24 protein-coding genes are annotated in these 24,125 nt (G+C 62.2%); 10 read left to right on the top strand and 14 right to left on the bottom strand.

Features of this window, described 5'->3' with window-relative positions:
• Window positions 1-24: 24 nt before the first annotated feature.
• From fumC to BUC08_RS03270, 4 genes are read left to right on the top strand one after another with little or no spacing between them, the layout of a single operon-like run.
• Window positions 25-1,416: a class II fumarate hydratase gene (fumC, locus tag BUC08_RS03285; protein ID WP_037920609.1), complete on the top strand. Its 1,392-nt coding sequence runs from the start codon at window positions 25-27 to the stop codon at window positions 1,414-1,416.
• A 4-nt stretch (window positions 1,417-1,420) separates the two neighbouring features.
• Window positions 1,421-1,597: a DUF4169 family protein gene (locus BUC08_RS03280; RefSeq protein ID WP_037920611.1), complete on the top strand. Its 177-nt coding sequence runs from the start codon at window positions 1,421-1,423 to the stop codon at window positions 1,595-1,597.
• On the top strand, window positions 1,594-1,812 hold the full coding sequence (locus BUC08_RS03275) for a ribbon-helix-helix domain-containing protein (RefSeq protein WP_037920613.1): 219 nt from the start codon (window positions 1,594-1,596) through the stop codon (window positions 1,810-1,812). The genes BUC08_RS03280 and BUC08_RS03275 overlap by 4 nt, the downstream gene beginning before the upstream one ends.
• Before the next feature lie 23 nt (window positions 1,813-1,835).
• Window positions 1,836-2,072, top strand: a complete 237-nt coding sequence (locus BUC08_RS03270; protein WP_037920615.1) for a hypothetical protein — start codon at window positions 1,836-1,838, stop codon at window positions 2,070-2,072.
• A gap of 53 nt (window positions 2,073-2,125) precedes the next feature.
• Here BUC08_RS03270 and BUC08_RS03265 read toward each other — a convergent pair whose 3' ends face one another.
• The 4 genes from BUC08_RS03265 to BUC08_RS03250 form a co-directional block, all read right to left on the bottom strand.
• Window positions 2,126-3,016, bottom strand: coding sequence for a fructose bisphosphate aldolase (locus BUC08_RS03265; RefSeq protein ID WP_037922009.1), 891 nt, complete (start codon window positions 3,014-3,016; stop codon window positions 2,126-2,128).
• Window positions 3,017-3,100: 84 nt separating this feature from the next.
• Window positions 3,101-4,453, bottom strand: a complete 1,353-nt coding sequence (locus tag BUC08_RS03260) for a cytochrome P450 (protein ID WP_037920617.1) — start codon at window positions 4,451-4,453, stop codon at window positions 3,101-3,103.
• On the bottom strand, window positions 4,450-5,718 hold the full coding sequence (locus BUC08_RS03255; RefSeq protein ID WP_037920619.1) for a hypothetical protein: 1,269 nt from the start codon (window positions 5,716-5,718) through the stop codon (window positions 4,450-4,452). The genes BUC08_RS03260 and BUC08_RS03255 overlap by 4 nt, the downstream gene beginning before the upstream one ends.
• A gap of 51 nt (window positions 5,719-5,769) precedes the next feature.
• The gene (locus BUC08_RS03250; protein WP_028956450.1) at window positions 5,770-6,522 is read right to left on the bottom strand and encodes a cytochrome c biogenesis CcdA family protein; all 753 of its coding nucleotides are present in this window, start codon (window positions 6,520-6,522) and stop codon (window positions 5,770-5,772) included.
• 92 nt (window positions 6,523-6,614) lie between these two features.
• On the opposite strand from BUC08_RS03250, the gene BUC08_RS03245 reads away from it, so the two are divergent.
• Window positions 6,615-6,848: a sulfurtransferase TusA family protein gene (locus BUC08_RS03245; RefSeq protein ID WP_037920620.1), complete on the top strand. Its 234-nt coding sequence runs from the start codon at window positions 6,615-6,617 to the stop codon at window positions 6,846-6,848.
• On the opposite strand, the gene BUC08_RS03240 is transcribed toward BUC08_RS03245, so the two are convergent.
• From BUC08_RS03240 to purC, 8 genes are all read right to left on the bottom strand, one after another.
• A complete protein-coding gene (locus BUC08_RS03240) occupies window positions 6,845-8,053 on the bottom strand; it encodes an MFS transporter (protein ID WP_037920622.1) in 1,209 nt (402 codons plus the stop codon). The genes BUC08_RS03245 and BUC08_RS03240 overlap by 4 nt on opposite strands.
• Window positions 8,054-8,112: 59 nt before the next feature.
• Window positions 8,113-9,372, bottom strand: a complete 1,260-nt coding sequence (locus BUC08_RS03235; protein ID WP_037920624.1) for a SulP family inorganic anion transporter — start codon at window positions 9,370-9,372, stop codon at window positions 8,113-8,115.
• Window positions 9,373-9,527: 155 nt separating this feature from the next.
• A complete protein-coding gene (locus BUC08_RS03230) occupies window positions 9,528-12,335 on the bottom strand; it encodes an Rne/Rng family ribonuclease (protein WP_037920627.1) in 2,808 nt (935 codons plus the stop codon).
• A gap of 504 nt (window positions 12,336-12,839) precedes the next feature.
• On the bottom strand, window positions 12,840-14,180 hold the full coding sequence (locus BUC08_RS03225; protein WP_028956446.1) for a sigma-54-dependent transcriptional regulator: 1,341 nt from the start codon (window positions 14,178-14,180) through the stop codon (window positions 12,840-12,842).
• A gap of 3 nt (window positions 14,181-14,183) precedes the next feature.
• Window positions 14,184-15,953, bottom strand: a complete 1,770-nt coding sequence (locus BUC08_RS03220; protein ID WP_037920629.1) for a sensor histidine kinase — start codon at window positions 15,951-15,953, stop codon at window positions 14,184-14,186.
• A 37-nt stretch (window positions 15,954-15,990) separates the two neighbouring features.
• Window positions 15,991-16,659 carry a phosphoribosylformylglycinamidine synthase subunit PurQ gene (gene purQ, locus BUC08_RS03215; protein ID WP_037920631.1) on the bottom strand — a complete coding sequence of 223 codons (669 nt, stop codon included), beginning with the start codon at window positions 16,657-16,659 and terminating at the stop codon, window positions 15,991-15,993.
• A 32-nt stretch (window positions 16,660-16,691) separates the two neighbouring features.
• Window positions 16,692-16,922 carry a phosphoribosylformylglycinamidine synthase subunit PurS gene (purS, locus tag BUC08_RS03210; RefSeq protein WP_037920633.1) on the bottom strand — a complete coding sequence of 77 codons (231 nt, stop codon included), beginning with the start codon at window positions 16,920-16,922 and terminating at the stop codon, window positions 16,692-16,694.
• Between the two features lie 58 nt (window positions 16,923-16,980).
• Window positions 16,981-17,742 (bottom strand): phosphoribosylaminoimidazolesuccinocarboxamide synthase, encoded by a 762-nt coding sequence (gene purC / locus BUC08_RS03205; RefSeq protein WP_037920635.1) that lies wholly within the window; start codon window positions 17,740-17,742, stop codon window positions 16,981-16,983.
• Window positions 17,743-17,907: 165 nt separating this feature from the next.
• Between purC and BUC08_RS03200 the strand changes: the two genes are divergently transcribed.
• The 3 genes from BUC08_RS03200 (at window position 17,908) to bmt (ending at window position 21,319) form a co-directional block, all read left to right on the top strand.
• Entirely contained in the window at window positions 17,908-18,228 is a 321-nt protein-coding gene (locus tag BUC08_RS03200; RefSeq protein WP_037920637.1) for a DUF1476 domain-containing protein, read from the top strand.
• Window positions 18,229-18,378: 150 nt separating this feature from the next.
• Window positions 18,379-20,259 (top strand): phosphatidylglycerol lysyltransferase domain-containing protein, encoded by a 1,881-nt coding sequence (locus BUC08_RS03195; protein WP_051693804.1) that lies wholly within the window; start codon window positions 18,379-18,381, stop codon window positions 20,257-20,259.
• Window positions 20,260-20,299: 40 nt separating this feature from the next.
• The gene (bmt, locus tag BUC08_RS03190; RefSeq protein WP_037920639.1) at window positions 20,300-21,319 is read left to right on the top strand and encodes a betaine--homocysteine S-methyltransferase; all 1,020 of its coding nucleotides are present in this window, start codon (window positions 20,300-20,302) and stop codon (window positions 21,317-21,319) included.
• Between the two features lie 12 nt (window positions 21,320-21,331).
• Here bmt and BUC08_RS03185 read toward each other — a convergent pair whose 3' ends face one another.
• Window positions 21,332-22,426 carry a PA0069 family radical SAM protein gene (locus tag BUC08_RS03185; protein WP_234973736.1) on the bottom strand — a complete coding sequence of 365 codons (1,095 nt, stop codon included), beginning with the start codon at window positions 22,424-22,426 and terminating at the stop codon, window positions 21,332-21,334.
• Window positions 22,427-22,610: 184 nt separating this feature from the next.
• On the opposite strand from BUC08_RS03185, the gene BUC08_RS03180 reads away from it, so the two are divergent.
• Both BUC08_RS03180 and BUC08_RS03175 read left to right on the top strand, forming a co-directional pair.
• Complete coding sequence (locus BUC08_RS03180; protein ID WP_037920641.1) at window positions 22,611-23,309, top strand: corrinoid protein; 699 nt, start codon at window positions 22,611-22,613, stop codon at window positions 23,307-23,309.
• A gap of 93 nt (window positions 23,310-23,402) precedes the next feature.
• Window positions 23,403-23,588 (top strand): hypothetical protein, encoded by a 186-nt coding sequence (locus BUC08_RS03175; protein ID WP_037920643.1) that lies wholly within the window; start codon window positions 23,403-23,405, stop codon window positions 23,586-23,588.
• A 2-nt stretch (window positions 23,589-23,590) separates the two neighbouring features.
• Here BUC08_RS03175 and BUC08_RS03170 read toward each other — a convergent pair whose 3' ends face one another.
• Window positions 23,591-24,082, bottom strand: coding sequence for a hypothetical protein (locus tag BUC08_RS03170; protein ID WP_037920646.1), 492 nt, complete (start codon window positions 24,080-24,082; stop codon window positions 23,591-23,593).
• Between the last annotated feature and the right edge of the window lie 43 nt (window positions 24,083-24,125).

Genomic DNA, 24,125 nt, shown 5'->3' with positions numbered 1-24,125 from the left:
ATTTCACAAGCCCGGAGCCTATTCATGTCCCAAACCCGCACCGAAACCGACAGCTTCGGCCCTCTTGAGGTCCCATCGGACAAATATTGGGGCGCGCAGACGCAACGCTCGATCATGAACTTTCCCATCGGCTGGGAAAAACAGCCCGTCGCCATCGTGCGCGCGCTGGGCGTGATCAAGAAAGCCTGTGCCGCAGTGAACCTGGAGTTCGGCGATCTGGATGCGGAGCTGGCCCCCGCCATCGCGCAGGCGGCGCAAGAGGTGATTGACGGCAAGTTCGACGACAACTTTCCGCTGGTCGTCTGGCAGACCGGATCGGGCACCCAGTCGAACATGAACGCCAACGAGGTCATCTCGAACCGCGCGATCGAGATCATGGGCGGCGAGATGGGGTCGAAGAAACCCGTCCACCCCAACGATCACTGCAACATGGGCCAGTCGTCGAACGATACGTTCCCGACCGCGATGCACGTTGCCATCGGCATGGTGGCCCGCGACACGCTGCTGCCGGGTCTGCGCAAGCTGCACGCCGCACTGGCGGCCAAGTCGGACGAGTTCAAGGACATCATCAAGATCGGCCGCACCCACACGCAGGATGCCACGCCACTGACGCTGGGACAGGAATTCGGCGGCTACGCCCATCAGGTCGCCAAGGGCATCGCGCGTGTCGAGGCCTGCCTGCCCGACATTTACGAGCTGGCGCAGGGCGGCACCGCCGTCGGCACCGGCCTGAACACCCGCAAGGGCTTTGCTGAGAAGGTTGCCGCAGAAATTGCCGCAATCACCGACCTGCCCTTTGTCACCGCCCCCAACAAGTTCGAGGCACTGGCCGCCCATGACGCGATGGTCATGTTCTCGGGCGCGCTGAAAACCGTCGCGGCGTCGCTGTTCAAGATCGCCAACGACATGCGCCTGCTGGGCTCGGGCCCGCGTTCGGGTCTGGGCGAGCTGATCCTGCCCGAGAACGAGCCGGGATCGTCGATCATGCCGGGCAAGGTGAACCCGACTCAGGCCGAGGCGCTGACAATGGTCTGTGCGCACGTCATGGGCAACGACGCCGCCGTGGGCTTTGCAGGCAGCCAAGGTCATTTCGAACTGAACGTCTATAACCCGATGATGAGCTATAACGTGATCCAGTCGATGCAATTGCTGGGCGATGCGGCGGGCAGCTTTACCGACAACATGGTGGTCGGCACGCAGGCAAACACCGCGCGGATCGACAAGCTGATGAAGGAATCGCTGATGCTGGTGACAGCATTGGCCCCGACAATCGGCTATGACAATGCCACCAAGGTCGCCAAGACCGCGCACAAGAACGGCACGACGCTGAAAGAAGAAGCGATTGCGCTGGGATTTGTCGATGCGGAGGAATTCGACCGCGTGGTGCGTCCCGAAAACATGATCGGGCCGAAGTAAGCCTATGGTCACGCCGGTGAACCTGAACAAGGCCCGCAAGGCCAAAGCCCGCGCCGAGAAATCCGCGCGGGCCGATGAAAATGCGGTAAAGTTCGGGCGCACCAAGGCGCAAAAAGACAGCGCGCGCAAAGAGGCCGACCGGGCCGTGCGCGCGCTGGACAATCACAAACGCGAACCATGAGCGGCCGGCCCGTCAAACGGTCACTCACCCTGCACGGGCACCGCACGTCGGTGTCACTGGAAGATGCGTTCTGGCGTGCGTTTCGTGATATTGCCGCCACACGGGGCCAGCCGATCAATGCGCTGGCGGCAGAGATTGACGATGCACGCGACCCAGAAGTGGGGCTTGCCTCGTCGATACGCCTCTTTGTCTTCCACGAATTAACCGGGCGTTAACCACGGTCTGCTGATCTGACGAAATGTCAGAGTTTCACCCCCATGGCCCCTTCAGCCCCGACCGATACGTTTTGGAAATTTTCAGCACCCAGGCGGCCCGTCGCGGCGCGGTCATCCGCCGTAAGATCCGCGACATCGAGCGATACGTGGGCCGCGACGCATTTTTGCGTGAAGTGCAACGGCGTGGCTATCATGCCATCGAGAACGCGGGCCAGTTCGTCGTCTTTTGCAACAACGAACCAATCCGCGTCCTGTTTTAGCGGTTTTTCAGACTGAAAAACCTGTTGGAGAATGCCGCGGCATTCTCCCTGATTCAGATCGACGCGCGGTAAATCTTGTCGATGTTGGTGCCCAGTGCGGTGTTGAACTCGGCATCGGACATCGACCGCTGCAACCCTTCGGTCAGCGCGCGGCTGAAGCTGGCGATCATCTTGGTGTTCTGGCTCAGCTTTTCGCAGGCGACATCGGTGCTGTACCCGCCTGACAGCGCCACAACACGCACCACGCGCGCGTGATCCGCCAGATCGTCATACAGACCCGCCGTGTTCGGGATGGTCAGCTTCAGCATCACGTCTTCGCCCTCGGCCAGCGTATCCAGATGCTTCAGAAGCGCCGCCTTCAGCATGTCCTCGGCTTCTGCCTTGCTCTCCGAATGGATGTTCACCTCGGGTTCGATGATCGGCACCAGACCGGCAGCGATGACCTGGCGCGCGACCTCGAACTGCTGGGCCACGACCTGTTCGATCCCCTCCGCATTGGCCACGTTCACGACCGAACGTTCCTTGGTTCCGTAAATGCCCGCCTTGGCTGCCGCTTGCAGTGTCGCGTCCAGCGACGGCATCGGTTTCATCATCTGCACGCCGTTTGCCTCGTCTTCCAGACCTTTGTCGATCTTCAGGAAGGGTACGACATTGCAGTTTTCCCACAGGTAGTCGGGCACTTTCTTGCCTTCGATGCTCTCGCCCATGGTGCGTTCAAACAAGATCGCACCGATCACCTTCTTGCCGGTGAAGTCATCCGCCAGAATGATCCGCTCGCGCATCTTCTGGATTTCGGCAAACATCGCTTCTTCGCTGTCATAGTCGTTGGAATCCACGCCGTAGAGCCCCAGCGCCTTGGGGGTCGACCCGCCCGATTGGTCCAGGGCGGCGATAAAGCCTGCACCGGTTTGCATTTGTGCGTGTTGGTCTGCGGTCTTGGACATGGGAAACTCCGAATTCATTTGATTCTTTGGCATGGTGTTACCGCATCTGGGCGCGGCTTAGAATGTGATAGCGCAAACAGATCCTCAGCGGCGGGTCAGCATCAGCGGAATGCCCCCATCCGAGCGTACGGTCAGGTGTGCGACGGGCACGGGCGGCGGTGCGTCGGTCAGCGTGACGCGGAAATCGCGCAGGATGCGTGACAGGATCAGCGGTCCCTCGACCATGGCAAAGCCTGCGCCGGTGCACACCCGCGCACCTGCGGAAAAGGGCATATAGGCGTTGCGCGCGCAGGTCTTGCCGTTTTCGGTGTGCCAGCGGTCCGGGTCAAAATCATCGGGGCGGTCCCACAGCCGTTCGTGCCGGTGCAGATGCCAGGGGCTCAGGACCAGCTGGCTGCCTTTTGGCACCACGCGGTCGCGGAAATGTTCGGGGCACGCGGCCTCGCGCACCATCATCGGCACGGGCGGGTACAGGCGCAGGGTTTCGCGGAACACGTCCCGCGACAGGCGCAGTTTGGACATAACAGCGAAATCGGCGCGTTCCAGCACCTGCGCCTCGGCGGCCAGCCTGTCCTGCCAGTCTGGATACAGCGCCATCAGGTACAGCGCCCAAGCCAGCGCCGAGGCACTGGTTTCATGGCCCGCAAGAAAGAAGATCGCCACCTGGTCGACCATCTCCTCGGTGTCGAACGTCTGGCCCGTGTACGGATCGGCGGTGGTCATGATCTTGGTCGCCAGATCGTCGGGGGCCGTTCCTGCCGTGATCGCCGCCATCCGGTCACGGGTCAGCCGTGTGATCAGATCGCGGATGCGCGCCGCACTGGCGCGGGTGGACTTGCGGTGCAGACGCGGCATCCAGCGCGGCAGCGGTATGAAAGCCGCAAGATTCAGGATCGGCTGGCCCCGCTGATAGCGGCGAAATTCGTCAAAGACCTCGGTCGCCACCTCATGTTCGATGGGGATGGAAAACAGCGTCCGAAAGATCACGTCGGCGGCGGCGTGACTGGTCTCTGCCTCGATCTCGACCACCTGCCCTGCGCGCTTGTCCAAACGCGTGGCCGCAGCTTCGGCTGCGTCCCACATCGCGGCAAAGGTGTCGCGCAGACGCCCACCCTCGAAGGCGGGATCGATGATGCGGCGCTGGCGTTTCCAGGTTTCTCCATTGGTCAGGAACACCGAATTGCCCAGCAGCGGGCGCAGCCCTTCGCTGATGCGGTCGGATTTGGGGAAATCGTCGGGGCGTTCTTTCAACAAAAGTTCGACCAGATCGGGCTGGTTCAGCATATAGGACCGGAAAAACGGCGTGCGAAATTCGGCCATCCAGGCGCGGTACAGGCGCGCAGGCTGGGCCGACAGCAAGTCCCGTCTGAACAGGCGCACATAGCGCCACAATGACACCTTGTCCGGACGGCTGGGGGGTTTCGGCGGTTGGATCATGCGGCCACAGAGGTGTATTTCGACACCGCCGCCACGATACGCGATTTCGACGGTTGCCGTCCCGCATAGCGGTCAGAGAGGTATCGCGGGCCTGCGGTGATCTGGAAATAATCATAGTCCCCAGGTCGGTCAAAGGCACACAGATATTGAAAATGCAGCCGGAAGAACCGCCAGCGCAGCTCCTTCCAGCGGGCGGGGCTCAGCGTCTGGGTAAAGGCCGCCGACAGCACCAGCGGCCACTTTTGCCCCTTGGGCGCCACACCCGACACCGCCACCGGATCGCACAGGGCAAAGGCACAGCCGTCGCCCGGGGCGGTGACATCCACCCATGTCAGCGCGTCCGTCGTGCTGAGAAACCGCAGATCACCGCGCAGGCGTTTCGCGTCAGGCAAAAAGGACACCATTGGCACCACCTGCCCCAGCGACAGAAACGCCAACTGCGGACCATCACCCGGCACCCTGCCCGCGCGGATCAGGTCCGACAGGATCGACACCGCCAGATGCGCACCCGAGGAATGGCCAACGACCAGCACCTCGTCCACATCGGATTGCAACGATGCCGCGATGCTGTCCGCAAAGACCGCCATGCGCGTCTCAAGCTCGGGCGGGTTTGCCCCCCGCGAGGCGGCGGAAAAGGCGTAATCGTGCATCAGGTAATAGGCAAAGAACTTGCCGTCCTGTTTCTTGAACCACCGCATCAACCAGACCGCCGCCCCCAGCGCCAATGCGCCCCACAGGATCAGCCGCAGGCCGAACAGCGGCCCCAGCATATGCGGGCCCAAAGCCGCCTGCATCGCCCAGTCCATCGCGCGAAAGCCCCATGTGAACACGGCCCACGCCAGCAGAACTGCCAGCAGCAATTGCACCAGCAACATCCCCACCGGATAAAGCGCCGCAATAATCGGCCCCTTGCGCAGCTTCATCAAACGCCCCAAGGCCCCTGTCGAGATATAGACCCAAGCCGTGCGGACCAGTTGCAGATAGGTTGCGGGGATCGAGGTTGCCATGCTGTCGCGCACGATATCGGACCAGACCAGCACTTCGACATCGGCGTCCACGTCCGTGCCATCAATGACCGCATCCACATGCCAGCCATAGTTGCCATTGAACTTGCGCGGCTTCAGCCCGATCTCATAGCCGCTGATCTCGGCCTGCGCGCTGCCTTCCTTGCGGTACAGCTCGCGGTAGCGGCGCGGGTGAATGGGATCATAGCCGGGGATGTAGAACACCCGTCGTCTGGTCACTGTGTCTTTTTGTTCGTGCATCCGGCCTGCGTCCTGCTTTGGGTCACAGTCTAGACCGGTTTCACGCAGCCGTCAGCCTAAAGTGCTGAGAACGGGAAAGGTTTCCAGCAGCCAGAAGCTGAACCAGGTAAACGCGCCGGTGACCAATGCCAGACCGACGATCACCAACAACACGCCCATGATCCGTTCAATCAGCTTCATGTGGCGTTTGATCCGGTTCATCAGCCCCATCGCGCGGGTGATGAACATCGCGGCCAGCAGGAACGGAATGCCCAGTCCCGCCGCATAGACCCCCAGCAGAACGGTGCCACGGGCCACGGATGCCTCGGACGCCGCCAGCGACAGGATCGCGCCCAGTTGCGGGCCGATGCAAGGCGTCCAGCCAAAGGCAAAGGCCAGCCCCAGCACATAGGCGCCAAAGGAGGACCCACCCCGGTCGCCCACATCCAGACGCGCCTCTTGGTCCAGAAACGGAATGCGGAAGACGCCCAGGAAATGCAGGCCAAAGACGATCACCACGACGCCGGAGATCTTGGAAAACAGCGCCTGGTTTTGCAGGAAAAACGCGCCAAAGGCCGAGGCTGTGAACCCCAGCAGCAAGAACACGGTGCTCAGCCCCATCACGAAGAACAGCGCCGCAATCACGGCACGTCTGCGACCCGATGCAACGCTGTCCATATCGTTCAGGGTCACGCCGCTCATATAGGCCAGATAGGGCGGCACGATGGGCAGCACGCAGGGCGACAGAAAGCTGAAGACTCCGGCCACAAGAGCAACCAGCATGGCGGGCAGCAGGGCTGCGTCGATGATGTCTATTCCATACATGGCTTCGACATAGGCCATTGGCACAGCGCCGTCACGCGGCCTTTGGTCACAACCTTGTGGACAGCTTGAAACAACCCGCCTAAGTCAGGGACATGACTGATGATCCTCACATGCTGGACGCCACTGGGCTGCTGTGCCCGCTGCCCGTTCTCAAGGCGCGCAAACGGCTGCAACCGCTGGCCGTGGGCGACACGCTGACCGTGCAGGCGGACGACCCCGCCGCCGTGATCGACATGCCGCATTTCTGCGCCGAGGCAGGGCATGAACTGGTGTCTGCGAACGTGGATGGTGACGTGCAGGTCTATGTCATCCGCAAGGGACGCTAGGCGGCCAGCATCCGGGCGCGGCGCGTCTTGCGCAACAGGGTGCTGACGATGATCAGGTTCAGCACTCCCGCAATCGCCGCCACCGCAAAGGCGGCTGTGTAATTCCCTGTCAGATCGTACAGTGCCCCGCCCTGATAGCCGCCAATCGCATGGCCGAACCAGCCGAACATCGTGACGATCCCCAAAGCCTGTGCGCGCCGTGACGGCGGCGTCAGCATCCGCAGGGACACCAGCACGCCGGTCATGACACCCGCATAGCCAAAGCCGTAGATGATCCCGTAGACGTAGAACAGGCTGAGATTGTCGATGTAGATAAACCCGAAGACCAATGCCGTCATCCACGCTGTCGCGGTCATATAGGCAGGCACAGCCCCGATCACGTCGGCCAGTTTGCCAAAGGCAAGACGGCCCGCAATCGCCACAAGCAGCATCACGAAGATCACGCTGCCGGCTTGTTCGGCGGCAAAGCCGCAGTCCTGGATAAGCGGCACAAGATGCATCAGCGGTGTCGACATGCACGTACAGCACAGGATGATCGCGGCACTCATCGTGATGATGACAGTGTTGGTGGGCACCAGTGTCTCTTCTTCGGCGGCACTGGCCTTGCGCTGTGCATCATCCGCAGAAGGCGGCTGACGCAACAAAAGGCTGAGCGGCAGCAAGGTCACCAGCATAAAGACACCTGTCACCCAGAACGCACCGCTGATGCCGATGGCCTTGATCAGGAAGGACGAAACAAAAGGCACCCCGCCCTGCCCCATGGCCTGGCCCGCCGACGCGATGCCGATCGCCATACCAGCGCCCACGAAGAACCAGTTGCCGACAGCAGCCATGACGGGCGGGAAAATGGCAGCCGCGCCAAAGAACCCTGCGATGAAGAACAACAGATAGAACTGCCACAGCGCGGTCATGAAGGCGGCTGCAAGATAACACAGGCCCAGAACGGTAACGCCGAACATCACAACAGGCCGCGTGCCTTTGCGGTCGGCCAAAGGCCCCATAAACAGCCCCCCAAAGGCCAGCCCCATGATGCCCGCGAAATTGATCAGCGCAATCTGTCCGCGCGGCCAGCCGAACTGCATCTGCATCGGCACGATAAAGGCGGACATGCCGTTGACGATGGCCCCCATCGAAATCGCCAATATCAGCGCCGAGGCGATGACGATCACCCAGCGGTATCGCGCTTGCGGAATCGATGTGGTCATCAGCGTGTTACCTTTGCTTGGTCGGGGTCGGCTATCGTTAACACATCCACGTGCGTGCACTATCTGTCACGTGGCGTCCAATCTTCCTTGCGTCCTTGGGCGCGCAGTCGCAAGGCAAGGCCAACCGCCACCCCCACGCCAATCGCAACCGTCAGATCGGCAAAGACCGTCAATACCAGCGTCAGCAACAACAGTAGCCGGTCCGATGGCCGCGCTTGCATGTAGCTGCGCCAGCGGTGCGGTTCGGTCATGTTCCACGCGGTCAGGATCAGCAGCCCCGCAAGGGCTGGCATCGCCAGATAGCCCGCCAGCGGCGCCGCCAACAGCATGACCAGCAGGATCGTCAGCGCATGCACCATCCCCGCCACCGGTGTCTTGCCCCCGGCCCGCACATTGGTGGCGGTGCGCGCAATCGCGCCCGTGGCGGGCAGACCGGTGAACAGCGCCGAGCCGATATTGGCAAAGCCTTGGGCCAGGATTTCGGCGTTGGGGCGATGGTGGCCGTCAATCATCCGGTCGGCCACCATGGCGGAAAGCAGCGATTCAATGCCTGCAAGGAACGCGATGACAAAGGCCGAAGGCAAAAGCTCGACCACCCGCGTCATGCTGAAGTCGGGCAGCGCGGGCATGGGCAAGCTGCTGGGCAATGTGCCAAAACGCGAAAAGATCGTGTCGACCGGCAAGGCGCTGAGCGCCACCAGCGCCGATGTCACCCCGACGGCAACGATCAACCCCGGAAAGCGCGGTGCCAACCGACGCAGCACCACAATCAGCACCATCGTCGCCACGCCGATGCCCAGGGCGACACCGCTGGTCGTGCCCCGCGCAGCCCACAGGGTTTCGACCTTGGCGATAAACTCCGCAGGCACCTGCGCCGTGTTCAGGCCGAACAGATCCTTCAACTGGCTGGTGGCAATGATGATTCCGATGCCGATGGTAAACCCGTTGATCACAGGCTCGGGCACATAGGCCACCAGATTGCCCGCCTTCAGATAACCGGCAATCAGCATGATGATCCCGGCCATAAAGGTCGCCAGCACCAGCCCGTCATAGCCATGTTCGGCGATCACGCCAAACACCACGACGATAAACGCCCCCGTCGGCCCGCCGATCTGCACGCGGCTGCCACCCAGTGCGGAAATCAGGAAACCCGCGACAATCGCCGTGATCAGCCCCTTTTCCGGCCCGGCACCCGATGCGATGGCGATGGCCAGACTGAGGGGCAGCGCGATCATGGCCACCGTCACCCCCGCGATCAGGTCGGCGGTGAACTGCTGGCGGTCATAGGTGGCCAAAGTCGTCAGAATTTTGGGTTTCATGACAACAGCTAACGCCTGTCGGACGCGCGCTTCAAGACGCTATTGCACCTGAACGACAGTCATATTGGCGCAGATACTGGTGCTGGATCAGTCAGCCAAGAAAAAAGGGCGCAGCCGGATGGCCACGCCCCTTTGTTCAACTTGTGTGACAGGCCTTAGCCGCCCAGCGACCACCAGCCTTTGCGTTTTGGCTTGGCGGGTGCGTCCTCGTTCGCTGCTTCCTCTGCCTTCGGCTCTTCTGCCTTGGGCGCGGGTGCAGGTGCAGGTTCCGCTTCCGGCGCGGGTGCTTGCGCTGCAACGGGTTCCGCTACGGGCGCTTCTGCCGGAGCTTCAACCGGTGCCGCAGCTTCGGCCTGAACCTCGGTCGGTACCGCTGCTTCAGCTTCTGCTGCGGCTTTTGCCTCGGCTTCGGCTTTTGCCTTGGCCGTGGTCCGCGTGCGCTTGGGCTTTGGTGCCTCCGCGTCCGCAGCGACCTCTTCCGTGGCTTTCGCCTTGGTCGTTTTGGCTGTCGTCGCCTTGGCTGTCGTCGCCTTCGCCGTCGTGGTCTTGGCCGAGGTCGATGCCTTGGCCGTGGTCGAGCGTGTGGAACGGGTGCGGGTCACCTTGGGCTTGACCGTTTCCTCCGCATCCTCAGGGGCTGCATCGGCTGCGACCTCATCACCTGTGGTCTCGGCCTTTTTCGCAGTGGACCGCGAACGGCTGCTGGTTGGCTTTGGCTTGTCCTCGACGGGTGCGGATTCGGCTGTTGTCTCGGGCGTCGATGTGTCTGCGGACGCATCGTCATTGCCGTCGTTCTGATCGTCATCATCACGACCGTTCTCACCGTTCTGATCCTCGCCCGTGGACGATTTGCTGCGCCGACGCCGACGCCGACGCCGACGTTTGGGTTTGGGCTCGCCATCTTCGCCGACTTCTGCGGCGGGATGCGACTGGGACGCGGGCTGCGATGCCTTGGCCTCTTGTGCGGCTTCGGCTGCAATATCCGCCGCTTCCGCAGCTTCTGCGGCGCGGGCGTCCGCCTCGTCGATCTGGTCCATGATGGATGTGTCGACCGAAACCACCTGTGTGGCTGCCGTCACAACGCGTGTGGCAGTCTTGAACTTCTCGATGTTGAAATCGGGGCTGATCAGCGTCGGATCACCCTCGATCCGCACCGACAGACCATAGCGCACTTCGATCTGCGCGATGTGTTCGCGTTTCTGGTTCATCAGGAAGTTCGAGATGCCAACCGGGCATTTCACCAGCACTTCGCGCGACCGGCGGCGGGTGCCCTCTTCTTCGATCTGGCGCAGGATCGACAGCGCAAGGTTGTCGTCAGAGCGGATCAGACCGGTGCCGTGGCAGGCCTGACACGGCTGCGTGGTGGCCTCGATCATGCCGGGACGCAGACGCTGGCGCGACATTTCCATCAGGCCAAAGCCCGAGATGCGGCCCACCTGAATGCGCGCGCGATCGGTCTTCAGCTTGTCCTTCATCATCTTTTCGACGGCGGCGTTGTTCTTGCGCTCGTCCATGTCGATAAAGTCGATGACGATCAGGCCCGCAAGGTCGCGCAGACGCAACTGGCGCGCCACTTCGGCGGCGGCTTCAAGGTTGGTCTTCGTCGCGGTCTGCTCGATCGAGCCTTCCTTGGTCGCACGGCCAGAGTTCACGTCAATCGCCACCAGCGCCTCGGTCACGCCGATCACGATATAACCACCCGAAGGCAGTTGAACCGTCGGGTTGAACATGCCCGCCAGATAGCTTTCGACCTGATAGCGGGCAAAAAGCGGCAGGCTGTCTTCGTAGCGTTTCACGTTCTTGGCGTGGGACGGCATGATCATCTTCATGAAGTCCTTGGCGATGCGATAGCCGCGCTCGCCCTCGACAAACACTTCGTCGATGTCGCGGTTGTACAGGTCGCGGATCGAGCGTTTGATCAGGTCGCCCTCTTCGTAGATTTTCGCGGGCGCAATGGATTTCAGCGTCAGCTCGCGGATCTGTTCCCACATCCGTTGCAGGTATTCGTAATCGCGCTTGATCTCGGCCTTGGTGCGTTTGGCACCGGCGGTGCGCACGATCAGGCCGGCGCCACGCGGCACTTCGATCTCGTTGGCGATCTCTTTCAGCTTCTTGCGGTCCACGGCGTTGGTGATCTTGCGGCTGATGCCGCCACCACGGGCCGTGTTGGGCATCAGGACGCAATAGCGACCGGCCAGCGACAAGTATGTGGTCAGCGCCGCACCCTTGTTGCCGCGCTCTTCTTTCACGACCTGAACCAGCAGGATCTGACGGACCTTGATGACTTCCTGGATCTTGTAACGCTTGGCGCGCGGTTTGCGGACCGGGCGAATGTCGTCGCTGTCGTCTTCGTCGGCGACGGATTCGATGCTGTCGTCCTTGTCGGCGGCGTCAGCGGCCACGTCTTCGTCGTCGTGATCGTGATCATCGTCCGCCGCTGGCGTTTCCACCGGCGTTTCGCGCACGGTTTCCATGGGCGAAGACCCTTCGTCCACGCCATCATCGCCCTCTGACAGGTCGATGGTTTCCATGCCCACCACTTCATCCGAAGATGTCACGGCGTCGTCGCTGGATGTCTCTTCCGCCTTGGTCGAGGACCGGCTGCGCGACCGCGACCGCGACGACGAACGCTTGGGCTTGTCGTCATCTTCATCCTTGGCGCGCTGCGCTTCGGCCAGCGCACGTTCTTCCTCCATCAGCGCCTCGCGGTCGGCGACGGGGATCTGGTAGTAATCGGGATGGATTTCCGAGAACGCAAGGAAACCGTGGCGATTGCCGCCGTAATCTACGAACGCCGCCTGCAGCGACGGTTCAACCCGCGTTACCTTGGCGAGATAGATGTTGCCAGCAAGCTGGCGTTTGTTTTCGGATTCAAAATCGAACTCTTCAACTTTGTTTCCGTCGACCACCACAACGCGCGTTTCCTCGGCGTGGGTGGCATCAATAAGCATTTTCTTTGGCATGTTGTCCGTTTGCACGTGCGCAGCGCCACATCACCCGGGGGTGCGGCGGTTCTGGAGACGTGTCTATTTATGGCGAATAGCGACGCGCGGCAGCACCGGCCCCTGGGGCCTGCTGCTGTCCTGCTCATGGCATGTGCGCGTGTCATCGCGTTTCTTCTCCGACACGCAGTGACGTTTGGTCCTGCGCATCCATTCAAAAGCTGCGCATATGTTGACCATACCGCCGGCATCTCACGGCCGTTTCCGGCCCAATCGGTCTGTTTCAGGTCGGGGCGTTTTGGCCACCAAACGCTGTCACAGCGAAACTCTCATCAGGTCCGACGTGTGGATAACGTCAAAGTCCTACCCTTTAGATAATGCGTTTCACATCACTATTACAATCGCTAACTGCCGATGGGGCGTTGCAATCGTTGTTTCAGGGGGCCGAACGCAATGGTGCAGCGCCCGGAAAAGGCACTGCACCATATGGTTGAAACCGATCTGCGTAAAATCACAGCGCAGCGGTCAGTTTTGCAGGTAGTCCGACCGTTGCAGGCCGTATTTGGCCATTTTCTCGTTCAACGTCCGGCGTGGCAGGCACAGTTCGTCCATCACGCTGGCAATCGAGCCTTTGTGACGGCGCATAGTGTTGTCGATCAGCATCCGTTCAAACGCTTCGACGTATTCTTTCAACGGCTTGCCTTCGGTGGTCATCACCGGCTGCATTTCCTCATGGTCCGACATCAGCAGCGACGCGATGGTGCCGGTGCCACGACGCGATTGCAGAACCGCACGTTCGGCAATGTTGATCAGCTGGCGCACGTTGCCCGGCCAGGGTGCTTGCAGCAGCTGAGCGGCCTCTTGCGCGCTGACATTGGGTGCTTCGCAGCCGTATTCATCGGCGAACTGTTCGCTCAGGCGGGTGAACAGCGTCAGGATATCCTCGCCACGCTGGCGCAGCGGGGGGACAGTGATGCGCAGGGCGGCCAGACGATAGAACAGATCGGGGCGCAGCGCGTCCTCGCAGGTGCGGCCCGCCTCTTGCATGTTGCAGATGCCGACGATGCGGGTCTCGGCCGGGGTGCCCTGATCGTTGATCGCGCTCAGCAGGCGCGCTTGCAGCGGCTCACTCAGCGCCTCGATGTCCTCCAGCACCAGCGTACCGCCGCGCGCCTCTTCGATGGCGGGCAATTGCGCATCTTCGGGCTGCATCGGGCCGAACAGGCGTTTGGCCAGCGCATCCTCTTCCAGCGCGGAACAGCTGACCAGCACGAACTTCTTGCCCGCACGGCTGCCCACCGCGTGCAGCGCGTGGGCCACCAGTGTCTTGCCGGTGCCGGTTTCGCCGTCGATCAGGACATGGCCGTCGGCCTGCCCCAGATCGAGGATATCCTCGCGCAAGCGATCCATTACCGGGCTTTGGCCGATCAGCTTTTTCATCAGCTGGCTGCCATCCGACAGCTCGCGGCGCAGGGCGCGGTTGTCCATGACCAGACGACGCGCACCGGTGGCCTTCTTGGCCAGCTCGCTCATGCGGTCGGGGTTGAACGGCTTTTCAAGGAAATCAAACGCACCGACGCGCATCGCCTCGACCGCCATCGGCACGTCACCGTGGCCCGTGATCATGATGACAGGCAGGGCGCTGTCATTGCCCATCAGTTTCTTCAGGAATTGCATCCCGTCCATGCCGGGCATCTTGATGTCAGAAATCACGATGCCGGGATAATCCGGCCCCAGAACCTTCAGCGCATCTTCGGCGCAGGCAAATGTTTCTGTGTCATAGCCCGACAGGGCCAGCCACTGGCTGATGGATTGCCGCATATCTTGTTCATCATCGACAATCGCGATCTTCATGGCTTGGGTCATTCTTTACTCCGCCGCATGGCTATTGTTGCTTTCGCCCTCAACGCTTGAGAGGATAGGAAGTTGCATCTCGAACACAGCACCGCCCCCTTGGCCGTTGCGTGCCGTCAGTCTACCACCTAGGTCGTTCACAATCCCGGACGAAATCGCAAGGCCAAGCCCCACCCCGTCGCCGGGCTGTTTGGTCGTGTAAAACGGCTCGAACAATGCGTCCAGATCCTCGATGCCGGGGCCGTTGTCGCGCACCGTCAAAGTGGCCGTCTGACCCGCCGACAGAATAATATCCACCTGCGGGTTCCGCTCTGATCTGGTGGCGTCGATGGCATTTCGCAAGAGGTTGACCATAACCTGTTCAATCCGCATCCGGTCGCCCATCACGCGGACAGGCTCGTCCGGCAGGATGCGGGTGATCTGGACCTGTCGCTGACGCAGCTGCGGTTCCATCATCGACAGGCTCGAGGCCAGCGCATTGCCCATATCTACAGGCGAAAGCGCGTCCGCACCCTTGCGGGCATAGGATTTCAGCTGGCGTGTGATGGCGCCCATACGCTCGATCAGATCGTCGATCCGACCAAAGGACGACAGCGCCTCGTCCTTGCGGTTGCGGGTCAGCAACAGGCGCGCCCCCGCCAGATAGGTTTTCATCGCCGCCAGCGGCTGGTTCAGCTCGTGGCTGACAGCGGCAGACATCTCGCCCAAGGCGGCCAGCTTGCTGGATTGTTCCAGCGTTTGCTCGGCGACGGCAAGGGTTTCCTGCACACGCTCACGCTCGGCGATTTCCCGCTGCAAACGGGCGTTCAATGCGCGAAGCTCTGCCGACTCGCGCTGAAACAGCGCCATGCGAAAGGCTGTGCGCCGTGACAGGAAATAGAACGCAACCGCCAGCAGAATCGCAAATCTCATGATTTCCAGCGCCAGAACGCCGTTCACCCGCTCGCGCACCGAGGTGTAGGTGGTGAAGGACGCCATGCGCCATCCCCGGAACGGAATACGGGTTTCCAGCCGCATCACCCCCTCGCCCTGGATATAGGCGTCAGGCGGCAGCGCGGTCCAGTCGGCGGTGGCCTGAATGGCCCGTTCGATGGCGCTTTGCGGGGTTTGCCGCGCCAGCGCCTCGGCCTCGGTCCGCCCGCGCCAGCGTGGTTCAGTTGCCAGAATGATCGCGCCTGTGCTGTCGGTCACCAAAACCGCATCCGAGATGCCCGCCCAGGCGCGTTCGAACTTTTGCAGGTCCACCTCGACCGTGATGACACCCAGAACGTCGCCACCCGATTGCACGCGCCGCGAATAGGTAAAGGTGTAACCGCCGGATTCACGCGGGATCACGGCAAAGATGGTCCCCGCCGCGCGCATCGCATCAACGAAATACAGTGCATTGCTGTGCGACGAGCCCAACCGGTTCCGGTCGGTGGCCGCCACCGTGCGCCCGTCCTTGTCCAGCAACATCAGCGACGCCGCCCCGATTTCCTCGACAAAGGAAATCAGCCGTTGCGTCGATTGCGAGTAATCCGAGGAATTCAGCGCCCCGATCAGCGTGGGGTCACGCGCCAGCAGCTGCGGCACAATCGCATTCTGGCGCAGCTCCGACAGCAGGTTGCCCGAATACAACGCCAGCCGCAGTTCGGCACGGTTGCGCGTGGTCTGGGTAAAACGGTCAGTCAGCAGGCTGTTGGTGATCCAGACCGTGAACAGCGCCAATACGAACAGCAATCCCAAAGCCACGCGCACGCGCCAGCTGATCGCCTTGTTGTTGCTGAAAACACCCTGAGCCTGCATTCAGGCACCATAAGCGCAACGGCGCCCCGCGCTCAAGTCACGCAGGCGCCAGTGCCCCCATCAACGCGCGGAAAAGCGCCGTACCGTCGGTGCCGCCGTGGCCAGCATCCGCTGCCCGTTCGGGATGGGGCATCATGCCCAGCACGCGACGGTTTTCCGACAGGATGCCTGCGATGTCCGCCCGCGCCCCGTTCGGGTTGTCGGTATAGGTGAACGCGATGCGGTCCTGATCCTGCAAGCCCGCGATGGTGGCGTCGTCGGCGTAATAGTTGCCATCGTGGTGCGCGATCGGGATGTTGATCACGTCGCCCGCATTGTACCCTTGGGTAAAGGCGCTGTCGCTGGTCTCGACTTTCAGACCCACGGTCTTGCAGATGTATTTCAACCCCGCATTGCGCAGCAAGGCGCCGGGCAGGATGCCGGTTTCGGCCAGGACCTGAAAGCCATTGCAGATACCGATGGCATAGCCGCCACGATCCGTATGCGCCTTGAGCGAATGGCAGATCGGCGAGTTGGCGGCAATCGCGCCGCAGCGCAGGTAGTCGCCAAAGGAGAACCCTCCCGGCACGCCGACGATGTCCACATCGCGGGGCAGATCGGTGTCCTTGTGCCAGACCATTTGCACATCCGCGCCAGCGGCCTCAAAGGCAACGGCAAGATCACGGTCGCAGTTCGAACCGGGGAAAACGATGACAGCAGCTTTCATGGGGACGTTCCTTGTCGCAGCGCGAATGCGCCTTAGCCCAGCTCGACCGAATAGGATTCGATCACGGTATTTGCCAACAGCTTTTCGCACATGGCGGTCACATCGGCCTCGGTCGCGCCCTCGGCCAGATCCAGTTCGATCACCTTGCCCTGACGCACGCCATTCACGCCCTCAAAGCCAAGCGCGCCCAAGGCGTGGCGCACGGCCTCGCCCTGCGGGTCCAGAACCCCGTTTTTCAACATCACATGTACCCGAGCTTTCATCGCGCCGTGGTCCTTTTCGCTATCGTGTCGTTCGTAACTTTGCGGGCCGCCGCCGATCTCAGTTGATCAGCGTCGGTTTGGTGATGGGCGATGCGTTCTTGGGCAGCACACCCAGACGCCGCGCCACTTCGGTATAGGCGTCCGTCAGGTTGCCCAGATCGCGGCGGAACACGTCCTTGTCCAGCTTTTGACCGGTTTCCATGTCCCACAGGCGGCACGAATCCGGGCTGATCTCGTCCGCGACGATCAGACGCTGGAAATCACCGTCATAGACGCGACCGATCTCGATCTTGAAGTCGACCAGCTTGATCCCCACCGCCAGCATGACGCCGGACAGGAAATCGTTGACCCGCAAGGCAAGGCTCAGAATATCATCCATGTCCTGCTGGCTGGCCCATCCAAAGGCGGCGATATGCTCTTCGGTCACCAGCGGATCACCCAGAGCATCGTCCTTGTAGCAATATTCGACGATGGGACGCGGCAGTTGTGTCCCCTCGTCGATGCCCAGGCGCTTGCTCATCGACCCTGCGGCATAATTGCGCACGATCACTTCCAGCGGAATAATCTCGCACGAGCGGACCAGCTGTTCGCGCATGTTGATGCGTTTGATGAAATGCGTGGGCACCCCGATCTGCGCAAGGCCGGTCATGAAGAATTCGCTCAGGCGGTTGTTCAACACGCCCTTGCCTTCGATCACGTCCTTTTTCTGCGCGTTGAACGCAGTGGCGTCATCCTTGAAATACTGCACGATCGTGCCCGGCTCCGGGCCTTCATACAGAATCTTGGCTTTGCCTTCGTAAATCTTTTTGCGCCGCGCCATTGACGTTCCCCTTGGTGCTGACGGGGCCGAGTCCCTGTCACGTTAGCGTCCTCTTAGTGCAAGGGGCGCACTGCCGCAAGGAACACGCGTGAAAGTGGCCCTTGTAAGGGTCGTATCTGCACCGCATATTCCAAAAAGACGCCATTCAGTTCCGAAGGAAAGCCCATGAGCACTTTTGACGACCGCGAGCACGCCTTTGAATCGAAATACGCCCATGACGCAGAAATGCAGTTCAAGGCCGAAGCCCGCCGCAACAAACTTCTGGGCCTCTGGGCGGCAGAACTGCTGGGCAAGACCGGCGAGGCAGCCAACGCCTATGCGGTCGAGGTGGTGAAATCCGACTTCGAAGAAGCGGGTGACGAGGATGTCTATCGCAAGGTATCCGGTGATCTGGGCGACAAGGCCGACGAAGTCACCATTCGCACCAAAATGGTCCAGCTGATGGCCGAAGCCAAGGCGCAGATCATGACCGAAGTCAAAAACTGATCGTGATTTAGGTCACGGGTTTAATCAAACCCGCATCAGTTACCCGGCGCGCAGCCCCCTCTGCGCGCCTTTTTTGTGTCTGCCGTTAACGCCCTCCTCAGCCGCTATCGCGTAGTTCCCTGCGCAGGGGACAACCGGGGGCGAGGCGACATGCTGCAATTTCTGAACTCCAATGCGATTGCGCAGATGACATTGCGGGTGCTGGTGCCTGCGGTGGTTCTGGGCCTGTGTCTGTCCGCGCTGTCGCAGCGGCTGGACCCCGGCATATCCGGCGCGATCTGGACGCATGTGGCGGATGTCCCTGCCGCAATCTGGTGTCAGGCCCTGGGTTTGAGCGGGATCAGCCTGTGGGCCGTGGGGCGCTACGACAGTGTGGCGCACCGGCATTTGGGCACGGGTATCCGTGATCGGCCTGCACGGCTGGCAGGCACCGCGTCGATTGCCCTGGCACAGTCGCTGGGGTTGGGCATGCTGACCGGTGCGCTGGCGCGCTGGCGGTTGCTGTCCGAGCTGACATTGACCGAAGCACTGCGGCTCAGCGCCTTTGTATCGGTTTCGTTTCTGGCCGGTTGGGCAGTGGTGACCGCAATGGCCTGTGTCCTGCTGCCTGCACCCGGCTGGACGCTGTGGCCTGCTTTGGCTGCGCTTGTGCTGGCGGGGGTGTTGCTGGGCGTGCAGTTCTTTTGCCCCGTGGTGCGGGTCCGCGGCCGGTCGGTGTACCTGCCCACCCTGCCCGCCTCGGCGGCCATCGTGCTGTGGACCGGGGTCGACACGCTTTGCGCCGCCGGTGCGCTTTATGTGCTGCTGCCTGCCGATGCCGTCGTCAGCGCCGCGCAATTTCTGCCGCTGTTCCTGATCGCGCTTGGCACGGCGCTGATTTCGAACACGCCCGGCGGGGTTGGTCCCTTTGAGTTGATGATGCTGGGGCTGCTGGCCCATTTGCCGCCCGCCGATGTGCTGGGCAGCATCGTGGCGTTTCGCATCGTGTACTATGCCCTGCCCGCCCTGCTGGCAGCGGTGGCGCTGTTGCGCCCTATGCGCGATGCCCGTACGAACCGGCGTTTGTCCATGCCATTTGAACGCCACAGTGCACCGCGTGCCGAACTGGGTGTGATGCACCAGAACGCAGCCCGCGCGATTGCGCATCAGGGCGCAAGCGTGGTGGCCTGGACGACGGGCCAGACCCTGACCAGCCTCAGTGACCCACTGGCAGGCAGGCCCGAGGCTGCCTTGGCCGCCCTAAACCGCCTGGCCCGCCAACAAAGCCGCGTGGCGTGCTTTTACAAATGCACCGCCCGCACGGCGGCAACGGCGCGCAGGTCCGGCTGGGCCGTGCTGCACATCGCCGACGAGGCGGTGATTGACACCGCATCCTATGACATCAACCGCCCCGCCCTTCGTCGCCTGCGCCGCAAGCTGCGCAGCGCCGCGAAAGCAGGCGTGGACATCTGTCAGCCCGCCCGCCTGCCGCTGGCCGAGATGGCGCGTGTCGATGCCGCATGGCAAGCCAGCCACGGCACCGCGCGGGGCGGCACCATGGGGCGGTTCGAAGCCCGTTACATCAGCGCGCAGCACTGCGTTCTGGCCTATGTTCGCGGGCGGCTCATTGGTTTTGTTACCTTTCACACGGGCGCGCAGGACTGGTGCCTTGATCTGGTGCGGCATGTGGATGATCTGCCCGATGGCACTATGTACGCACTGACCGATGCCGCGATCCGGACGGCCCGCGCCGCAGGCATCGCACAGGTCAGCCTTGCCGCGACCCCCGCCTGCCCCGACCCGGCAAGTGCCATGTGGCGCTGGGTCGGTTTGCAAATGGTTGTGCACGGTGGTGGCAGCGGCCTGCGCCAGTTCAAATCCGCCTTTGCCCCGGGATGGCAGCCGCGTTACGCCGCCGCACCGAACTGGGCCGCCCTGACGCTTGCGCTCGCCGACATCACCCGCGCCGTGCACCGCCCCGACCCGCCCCGCTGGTCGGCGGCTCATGATGGTGATGAGAATTATGAGGTGGCCAGCCGCCGAACTTCGTGACAAATGGGACAATCACGCGCGCGCGAGAAAGGCCCCTGAGATGACGAATTTGCTGAGCAAGATGCTTGAAACCCACGACACCCTGCTGGCAGACGGCGCCACGGGCACCAACCTGTTCAACATGGGTTTGATGTCGGGCGACGCGCCCGAGATGTGGAACGAGGAACACCCCGACCGCATCACCACGCTGTACCGCGGCGCGGTCGATGCAGGGTCGGATATTTTCCTGACCAACTCCTTCGGGGCCAATGCTTCGCGGCTGAAACTGCACGGCGCCGCCAAACGCGCCCACGCCCTGTCGCGCATCTCGGCCGAGATCGCCCGCGAAGTGGCCGACACCGCAGGCCGCCCCATCGTGGTGGCAGGCTCGGTTGGCCCCACCGGCGAAATCATGGAACCCGTGGGCCCGCTCAGCCATGCGGTCGCCGTGGAGATGTTCCACGAAACCGCCGACGGGCTGAAAGCGGGCGGTGCCGATGTGGGCTGGCTGGAAACCATTTCCGCCCCCGAAGAATACCGCGCCGCCGCCGAAGGGTTTGCGCTGGCCGGTCTCGACTGGTGCGGTACCATGAGCTTTGACACCGCAGGGCGCACCATGATGGGCCTGACAAGCTCCGGGCTGGTCGAGCTGGTGCAGGAACTGGAAAACGCACCGATGGCATTTGGCGCGAACTGCGGCACCGGGTCGTCCGACCTGCTGCGCACCATTCTGGGCTTTGTCGCTGCAAACCCCACCCGCCCGATCATCGCCAAGGGCAACGCGGGCATTCCGAAATACCACGACGGGCACATCCACTATGACGGCACGCCCGAACTGATGGCCGACTATGCCGTGATGGCACGCAACTGCGGCGCGCGGATCATCGGCGGCTGCTGCGGCACCATGCCCGACCACCTGCGCGCCATGCGCGAGGCGCTGGACACGCGGCCCAAGGGAGACGCGCCGCTTCTGGAAGAAATCGTCGCCAAGCTGGGCGCGTTTTCATCAGAGAACGACGGCACCGGCGACCAGTCCGACGCGCCGCAGCGCCGCAGCCGCAACCGTCGCAGCCGCACGTAATCCGACCCGAAATCAGAACAACGACATCTGCGCCCCCGGCAAGACTGGGGGCCGGAACAGATCGCAGCGCATCGGCGTGCCTGCGGTTTGCAGCCCCAGCCGCTTGACCGCCACCTTGAACCGCTGCGCCACCATTTCGGCATAGGGTCCGGAGCCACGCATCCGTTGCCCCCAGCGGGACTCATAATCTGCCCCACCGTGCATCTCGCGCAGCCGCGCCATGATCCGCCCTGCACGGTCGGGGTAATGCTGTGCCAGCCACTCCTGCACGAGCGGCGACACCTCGCGCGGCAGCCGCAGCATGATCCAGCTGGCCGAGCGCGCCCCCGCGTCCTTGCCAGCCGCCAGAATGGCCTCAAGCTCGGGATCGCTCAGCGCCGGGATCATGGGCGACGCCATGACCCGCACCGGTATCCCCGCCTGCGCCAGCCGCCGGATGATTTCGATCCGCCGTTTGGGCGCGGGCACACGCGGCTCCATCAGCCGTGACAGGCGCGCGTCCAGCGTGGTGACGGAAATGCCCACACGCACCAGCCCCCGCCGCGCCATGTCCGACAGGATGTCGATGTCGCGTTCGATCAGCGTTCCCTTGGTCACGATGGCCACCGGATGACCCGCATCCGACAGCACCTGCAAACAGGCCCGCGTGATACCGTATTCCCGCTCGATCGGCTGATAGGGGTCGGTGTTCGTCCCCATGGCAATCGGGGCCACGATGTAGCGCCGCGCCGCCAGCTCCCGCTGCAAAACCAGCGGCGCATCGGGGCGCGCGATCAGCCGGGTTTCGAAATCCAGCCCCGGCGACAGCCCCAGATAGGCGTGGCTGGGCCGCGCGAAACAATAAACGCAACCGTGTTCGCAACCGCGATAGACATTGATCGACCGGTCGAACGGCAGATCCGGCGATTTGTTATAGGTGATGATGCTGCGCGGCACCTCGACGCTGACTTCTGTGCGCAAGGGCGGCAACGCCTCGCCCGCGTCCCAGCCGTCGTCCTCCTCGGTTCGGGTCAGCCTGTCAAAGCGGCTGACCGCGTTGCTGGCGGCCCCGCGCCCCAGGGCCCGCATGGCATAGGTTTGGCGTGTCATGTTCACATGGTAGAACATAAAGTGAACATTACGCCAGCGCAAAAGCCGCTTTACCCTGTCAGGCCTGACAATTAAGTGGCTTTCGTAACGCTCAGGTCGCACATTGCGCGGCGTGTGTCGCAATTTTGACAGTCCCCCTTGGGCTTTGTGTCAAAAGGGGTCAAACTGCGGTGGGCCGTGGGCTAAAATAAAGGGATCTGCCATGTCAGACGAAGACGAAATCATCCTGTCGGAACTGGACGACGAAGAACTGGTTCAACAGATGTTCGACGACCTTTATGACGGTCTCAAGGAAGAGATCGAAGAAGGCGTGAACATCCTGCTGGAGCGCAACTGGGAACCCTACGACATCCTGACCAAGGCGCTTGTCGGCGGTATGACCATCGTCGGTGCCGACTTCCGCGATGGCATCCTGTTCGTGCCCGAGGTGCTGCTGGCCGCCAACGCGATGAAGGGCGGGATGGCGATTCTCAAGCCGCTGCTGGCCGAAACCGGCGCGCCGCGCGTCGGCAAGATGGTCATCGGCACGGTCAAGGGCGACATCCACGACATCGGCAAGAATCTTGTCGGCATGATGATGGAAGGTGCGGGTTTCGAAGTGGTCGATCTGGGCATCAACAACGCGGTCGAGGCCTATATGGAAGCACTGGAAACCGAAGGTCCTGACATCCTGGGCATGTCGGCCCTGCTGACCACCACGATGCCTTACATGAAAGTCGTGATCGACACGCTGGTCGAACAGGGCAAGCGCGACGATTATATCGTTCTGGTCGGCGGCGCGCCACTGAACGAGGAATTCGGCAAAGCCATCGGTGCCGACGCCTACTGCCGTGACGCAGCCGTGGCGGTGGAAACGGCCAAGGATTTCATGGGCCGCAAGCACAACCGCGCCAACGCCTGATTTCAGTTATATGACACGGATACAGCCCCGCCCTTGCCGGCGGGGCTTTTCTTTTGGCGCGCGCATCCCCAGATAAAGATCAAAGGAGCGCCCATGCCATTTAACCGCCTCGTCCTGATCCTTGTCGTCGTGATCGCGGCCGCCGCCGTCACCGTGTGGCTGGCCATGCTGGCCGCCGCGGCCTTCAGCCTGCCACAGGCGGCAACAGCCTTGGTGCCGCTCGCCTTGCTGGCGTTTGTGCTGGTCCGGCTGCTGCGCGACCGGACCGGGGACAGTTAGCTTCAGACCTTGGACCGTGTCAGCCAGACCATCACGGCCACCATGACGATCCCGTACAGCACATGGCCCACCAGTGCGACCCAAGTGATGCCGGTAAAGTTCAGGAAAAACGGCAGCCCCGCGATTGCCGTGATCCCGCCGATGGCAAAGACCCACAGGCCAAAGCCGTAAACAGCCGCGGGCACGAACCAGTGCAGGCCCGTGCCGATCACCCGATCCCAGAGCGGCTTGAAAATGAACAACCAACCCACCGGATAGCCGATCAGCCCCACCAGGTAGAAATGCATGAAATACCCTGCAAAATCCCCGTTCGGCAGCCCCAGCGCGCCAAACAGGCTTTTGGCCAGCCCGTGCGGCGACAGATTGGCAAAGCCCAAGGCAGGGCTGACCACCTGCCCCCAGAAATCAAAAGCCATCGTCGCAAAACAGCCCGATATGAACATCAGCCCCAGCGTGGCCGTGTTCAGACCGGCCTTGTTCCTATAAATCGTCATTGTGTTCCATCCCTGTTTGAAATGTCGTATCTGACACATCCAG

This window comes from Pseudosulfitobacter pseudonitzschiae (assembly GCF_900129395.1).
Classification (GTDB): Bacteria; Pseudomonadota; Alphaproteobacteria; order Rhodobacterales; family Rhodobacteraceae; genus Pseudosulfitobacter; species Pseudosulfitobacter pseudonitzschiae.
Note: the sequence above shows the minus strand (reverse complement) of the source record. Positions and strands in the feature narration are given on the sequence as shown.

Coding starts and splice junctions, on each gene's coding strand:
- fumC (WP_037920609.1), top strand. CDS start 25: ATGTCCCAAACCCGCACCGAAACCGACAGCTTCGGCCCTCTTGAGGTC.
- BUC08_RS03280 (WP_037920611.1), top strand. CDS start 1,421: ATGGTCACGCCGGTGAACCTGAACAAGGCCCGCAAGGCCAAAGCCCGC.
- BUC08_RS03275 (WP_037920613.1), top strand. CDS start 1,594: ATGAGCGGCCGGCCCGTCAAACGGTCACTCACCCTGCACGGGCACCGC.
- BUC08_RS03270 (WP_037920615.1), top strand. CDS start 1,836: ATGTCAGAGTTTCACCCCCATGGCCCCTTCAGCCCCGACCGATACGTT.
- BUC08_RS03265 (WP_037922009.1), bottom strand. CDS start 3,016: ATGTCCAAGACCGCAGACCAACACGCACAAATGCAAACCGGTGCAGGC.
- BUC08_RS03260 (WP_037920617.1), bottom strand. CDS start 4,453: ATGATCCAACCGCCGAAACCCCCCAGCCGTCCGGACAAGGTGTCATTG.
- BUC08_RS03255 (WP_037920619.1), bottom strand. CDS start 5,718: ATGCACGAACAAAAAGACACAGTGACCAGACGACGGGTGTTCTACATC.
- BUC08_RS03250 (WP_028956450.1), bottom strand. CDS start 6,522: ATGTATGGAATAGACATCATCGACGCAGCCCTGCTGCCCGCCATGCTG.
- BUC08_RS03245 (WP_037920620.1), top strand. CDS start 6,615: ATGACTGATGATCCTCACATGCTGGACGCCACTGGGCTGCTGTGCCCG.
- BUC08_RS03240 (WP_037920622.1), bottom strand. CDS start 8,053: ATGACCACATCGATTCCGCAAGCGCGATACCGCTGGGTGATCGTCATC.
- BUC08_RS03235 (WP_037920624.1), bottom strand. CDS start 9,372: ATGAAACCCAAAATTCTGACGACTTTGGCCACCTATGACCGCCAGCAG.
- BUC08_RS03230 (WP_037920627.1), bottom strand. CDS start 12,335: ATGCCAAAGAAAATGCTTATTGATGCCACCCACGCCGAGGAAACGCGC.
- BUC08_RS03225 (WP_028956446.1), bottom strand. CDS start 14,180: ATGACCCAAGCCATGAAGATCGCGATTGTCGATGATGAACAAGATATG.
- BUC08_RS03220 (WP_037920629.1), bottom strand. CDS start 15,953: ATGCAGGCTCAGGGTGTTTTCAGCAACAACAAGGCGATCAGCTGGCGC.
- purQ (WP_037920631.1), bottom strand. CDS start 16,659: ATGAAAGCTGCTGTCATCGTTTTCCCCGGTTCGAACTGCGACCGTGAT.
- purS (WP_037920633.1), bottom strand. CDS start 16,922: ATGAAAGCTCGGGTACATGTGATGTTGAAAAACGGGGTTCTGGACCCG.
- purC (WP_037920635.1), bottom strand. CDS start 17,742: ATGGCGCGGCGCAAAAAGATTTACGAAGGCAAAGCCAAGATTCTGTAT.
- BUC08_RS03200 (WP_037920637.1), top strand. CDS start 17,908: ATGAGCACTTTTGACGACCGCGAGCACGCCTTTGAATCGAAATACGCC.
- BUC08_RS03195 (WP_051693804.1), top strand. CDS start 18,379: ATGCTGCAATTTCTGAACTCCAATGCGATTGCGCAGATGACATTGCGG.
- bmt (WP_037920639.1), top strand. CDS start 20,300: ATGACGAATTTGCTGAGCAAGATGCTTGAAACCCACGACACCCTGCTG.
- BUC08_RS03185 (WP_234973736.1), bottom strand. CDS start 22,426: ATGTTCTACCATGTGAACATGACACGCCAAACCTATGCCATGCGGGCC.
- BUC08_RS03180 (WP_037920641.1), top strand. CDS start 22,611: ATGTCAGACGAAGACGAAATCATCCTGTCGGAACTGGACGACGAAGAA.
- BUC08_RS03175 (WP_037920643.1), top strand. CDS start 23,403: ATGCCATTTAACCGCCTCGTCCTGATCCTTGTCGTCGTGATCGCGGCC.
- BUC08_RS03170 (WP_037920646.1), bottom strand. CDS start 24,082: ATGACGATTTATAGGAACAAGGCCGGTCTGAACACGGCCACGCTGGGG.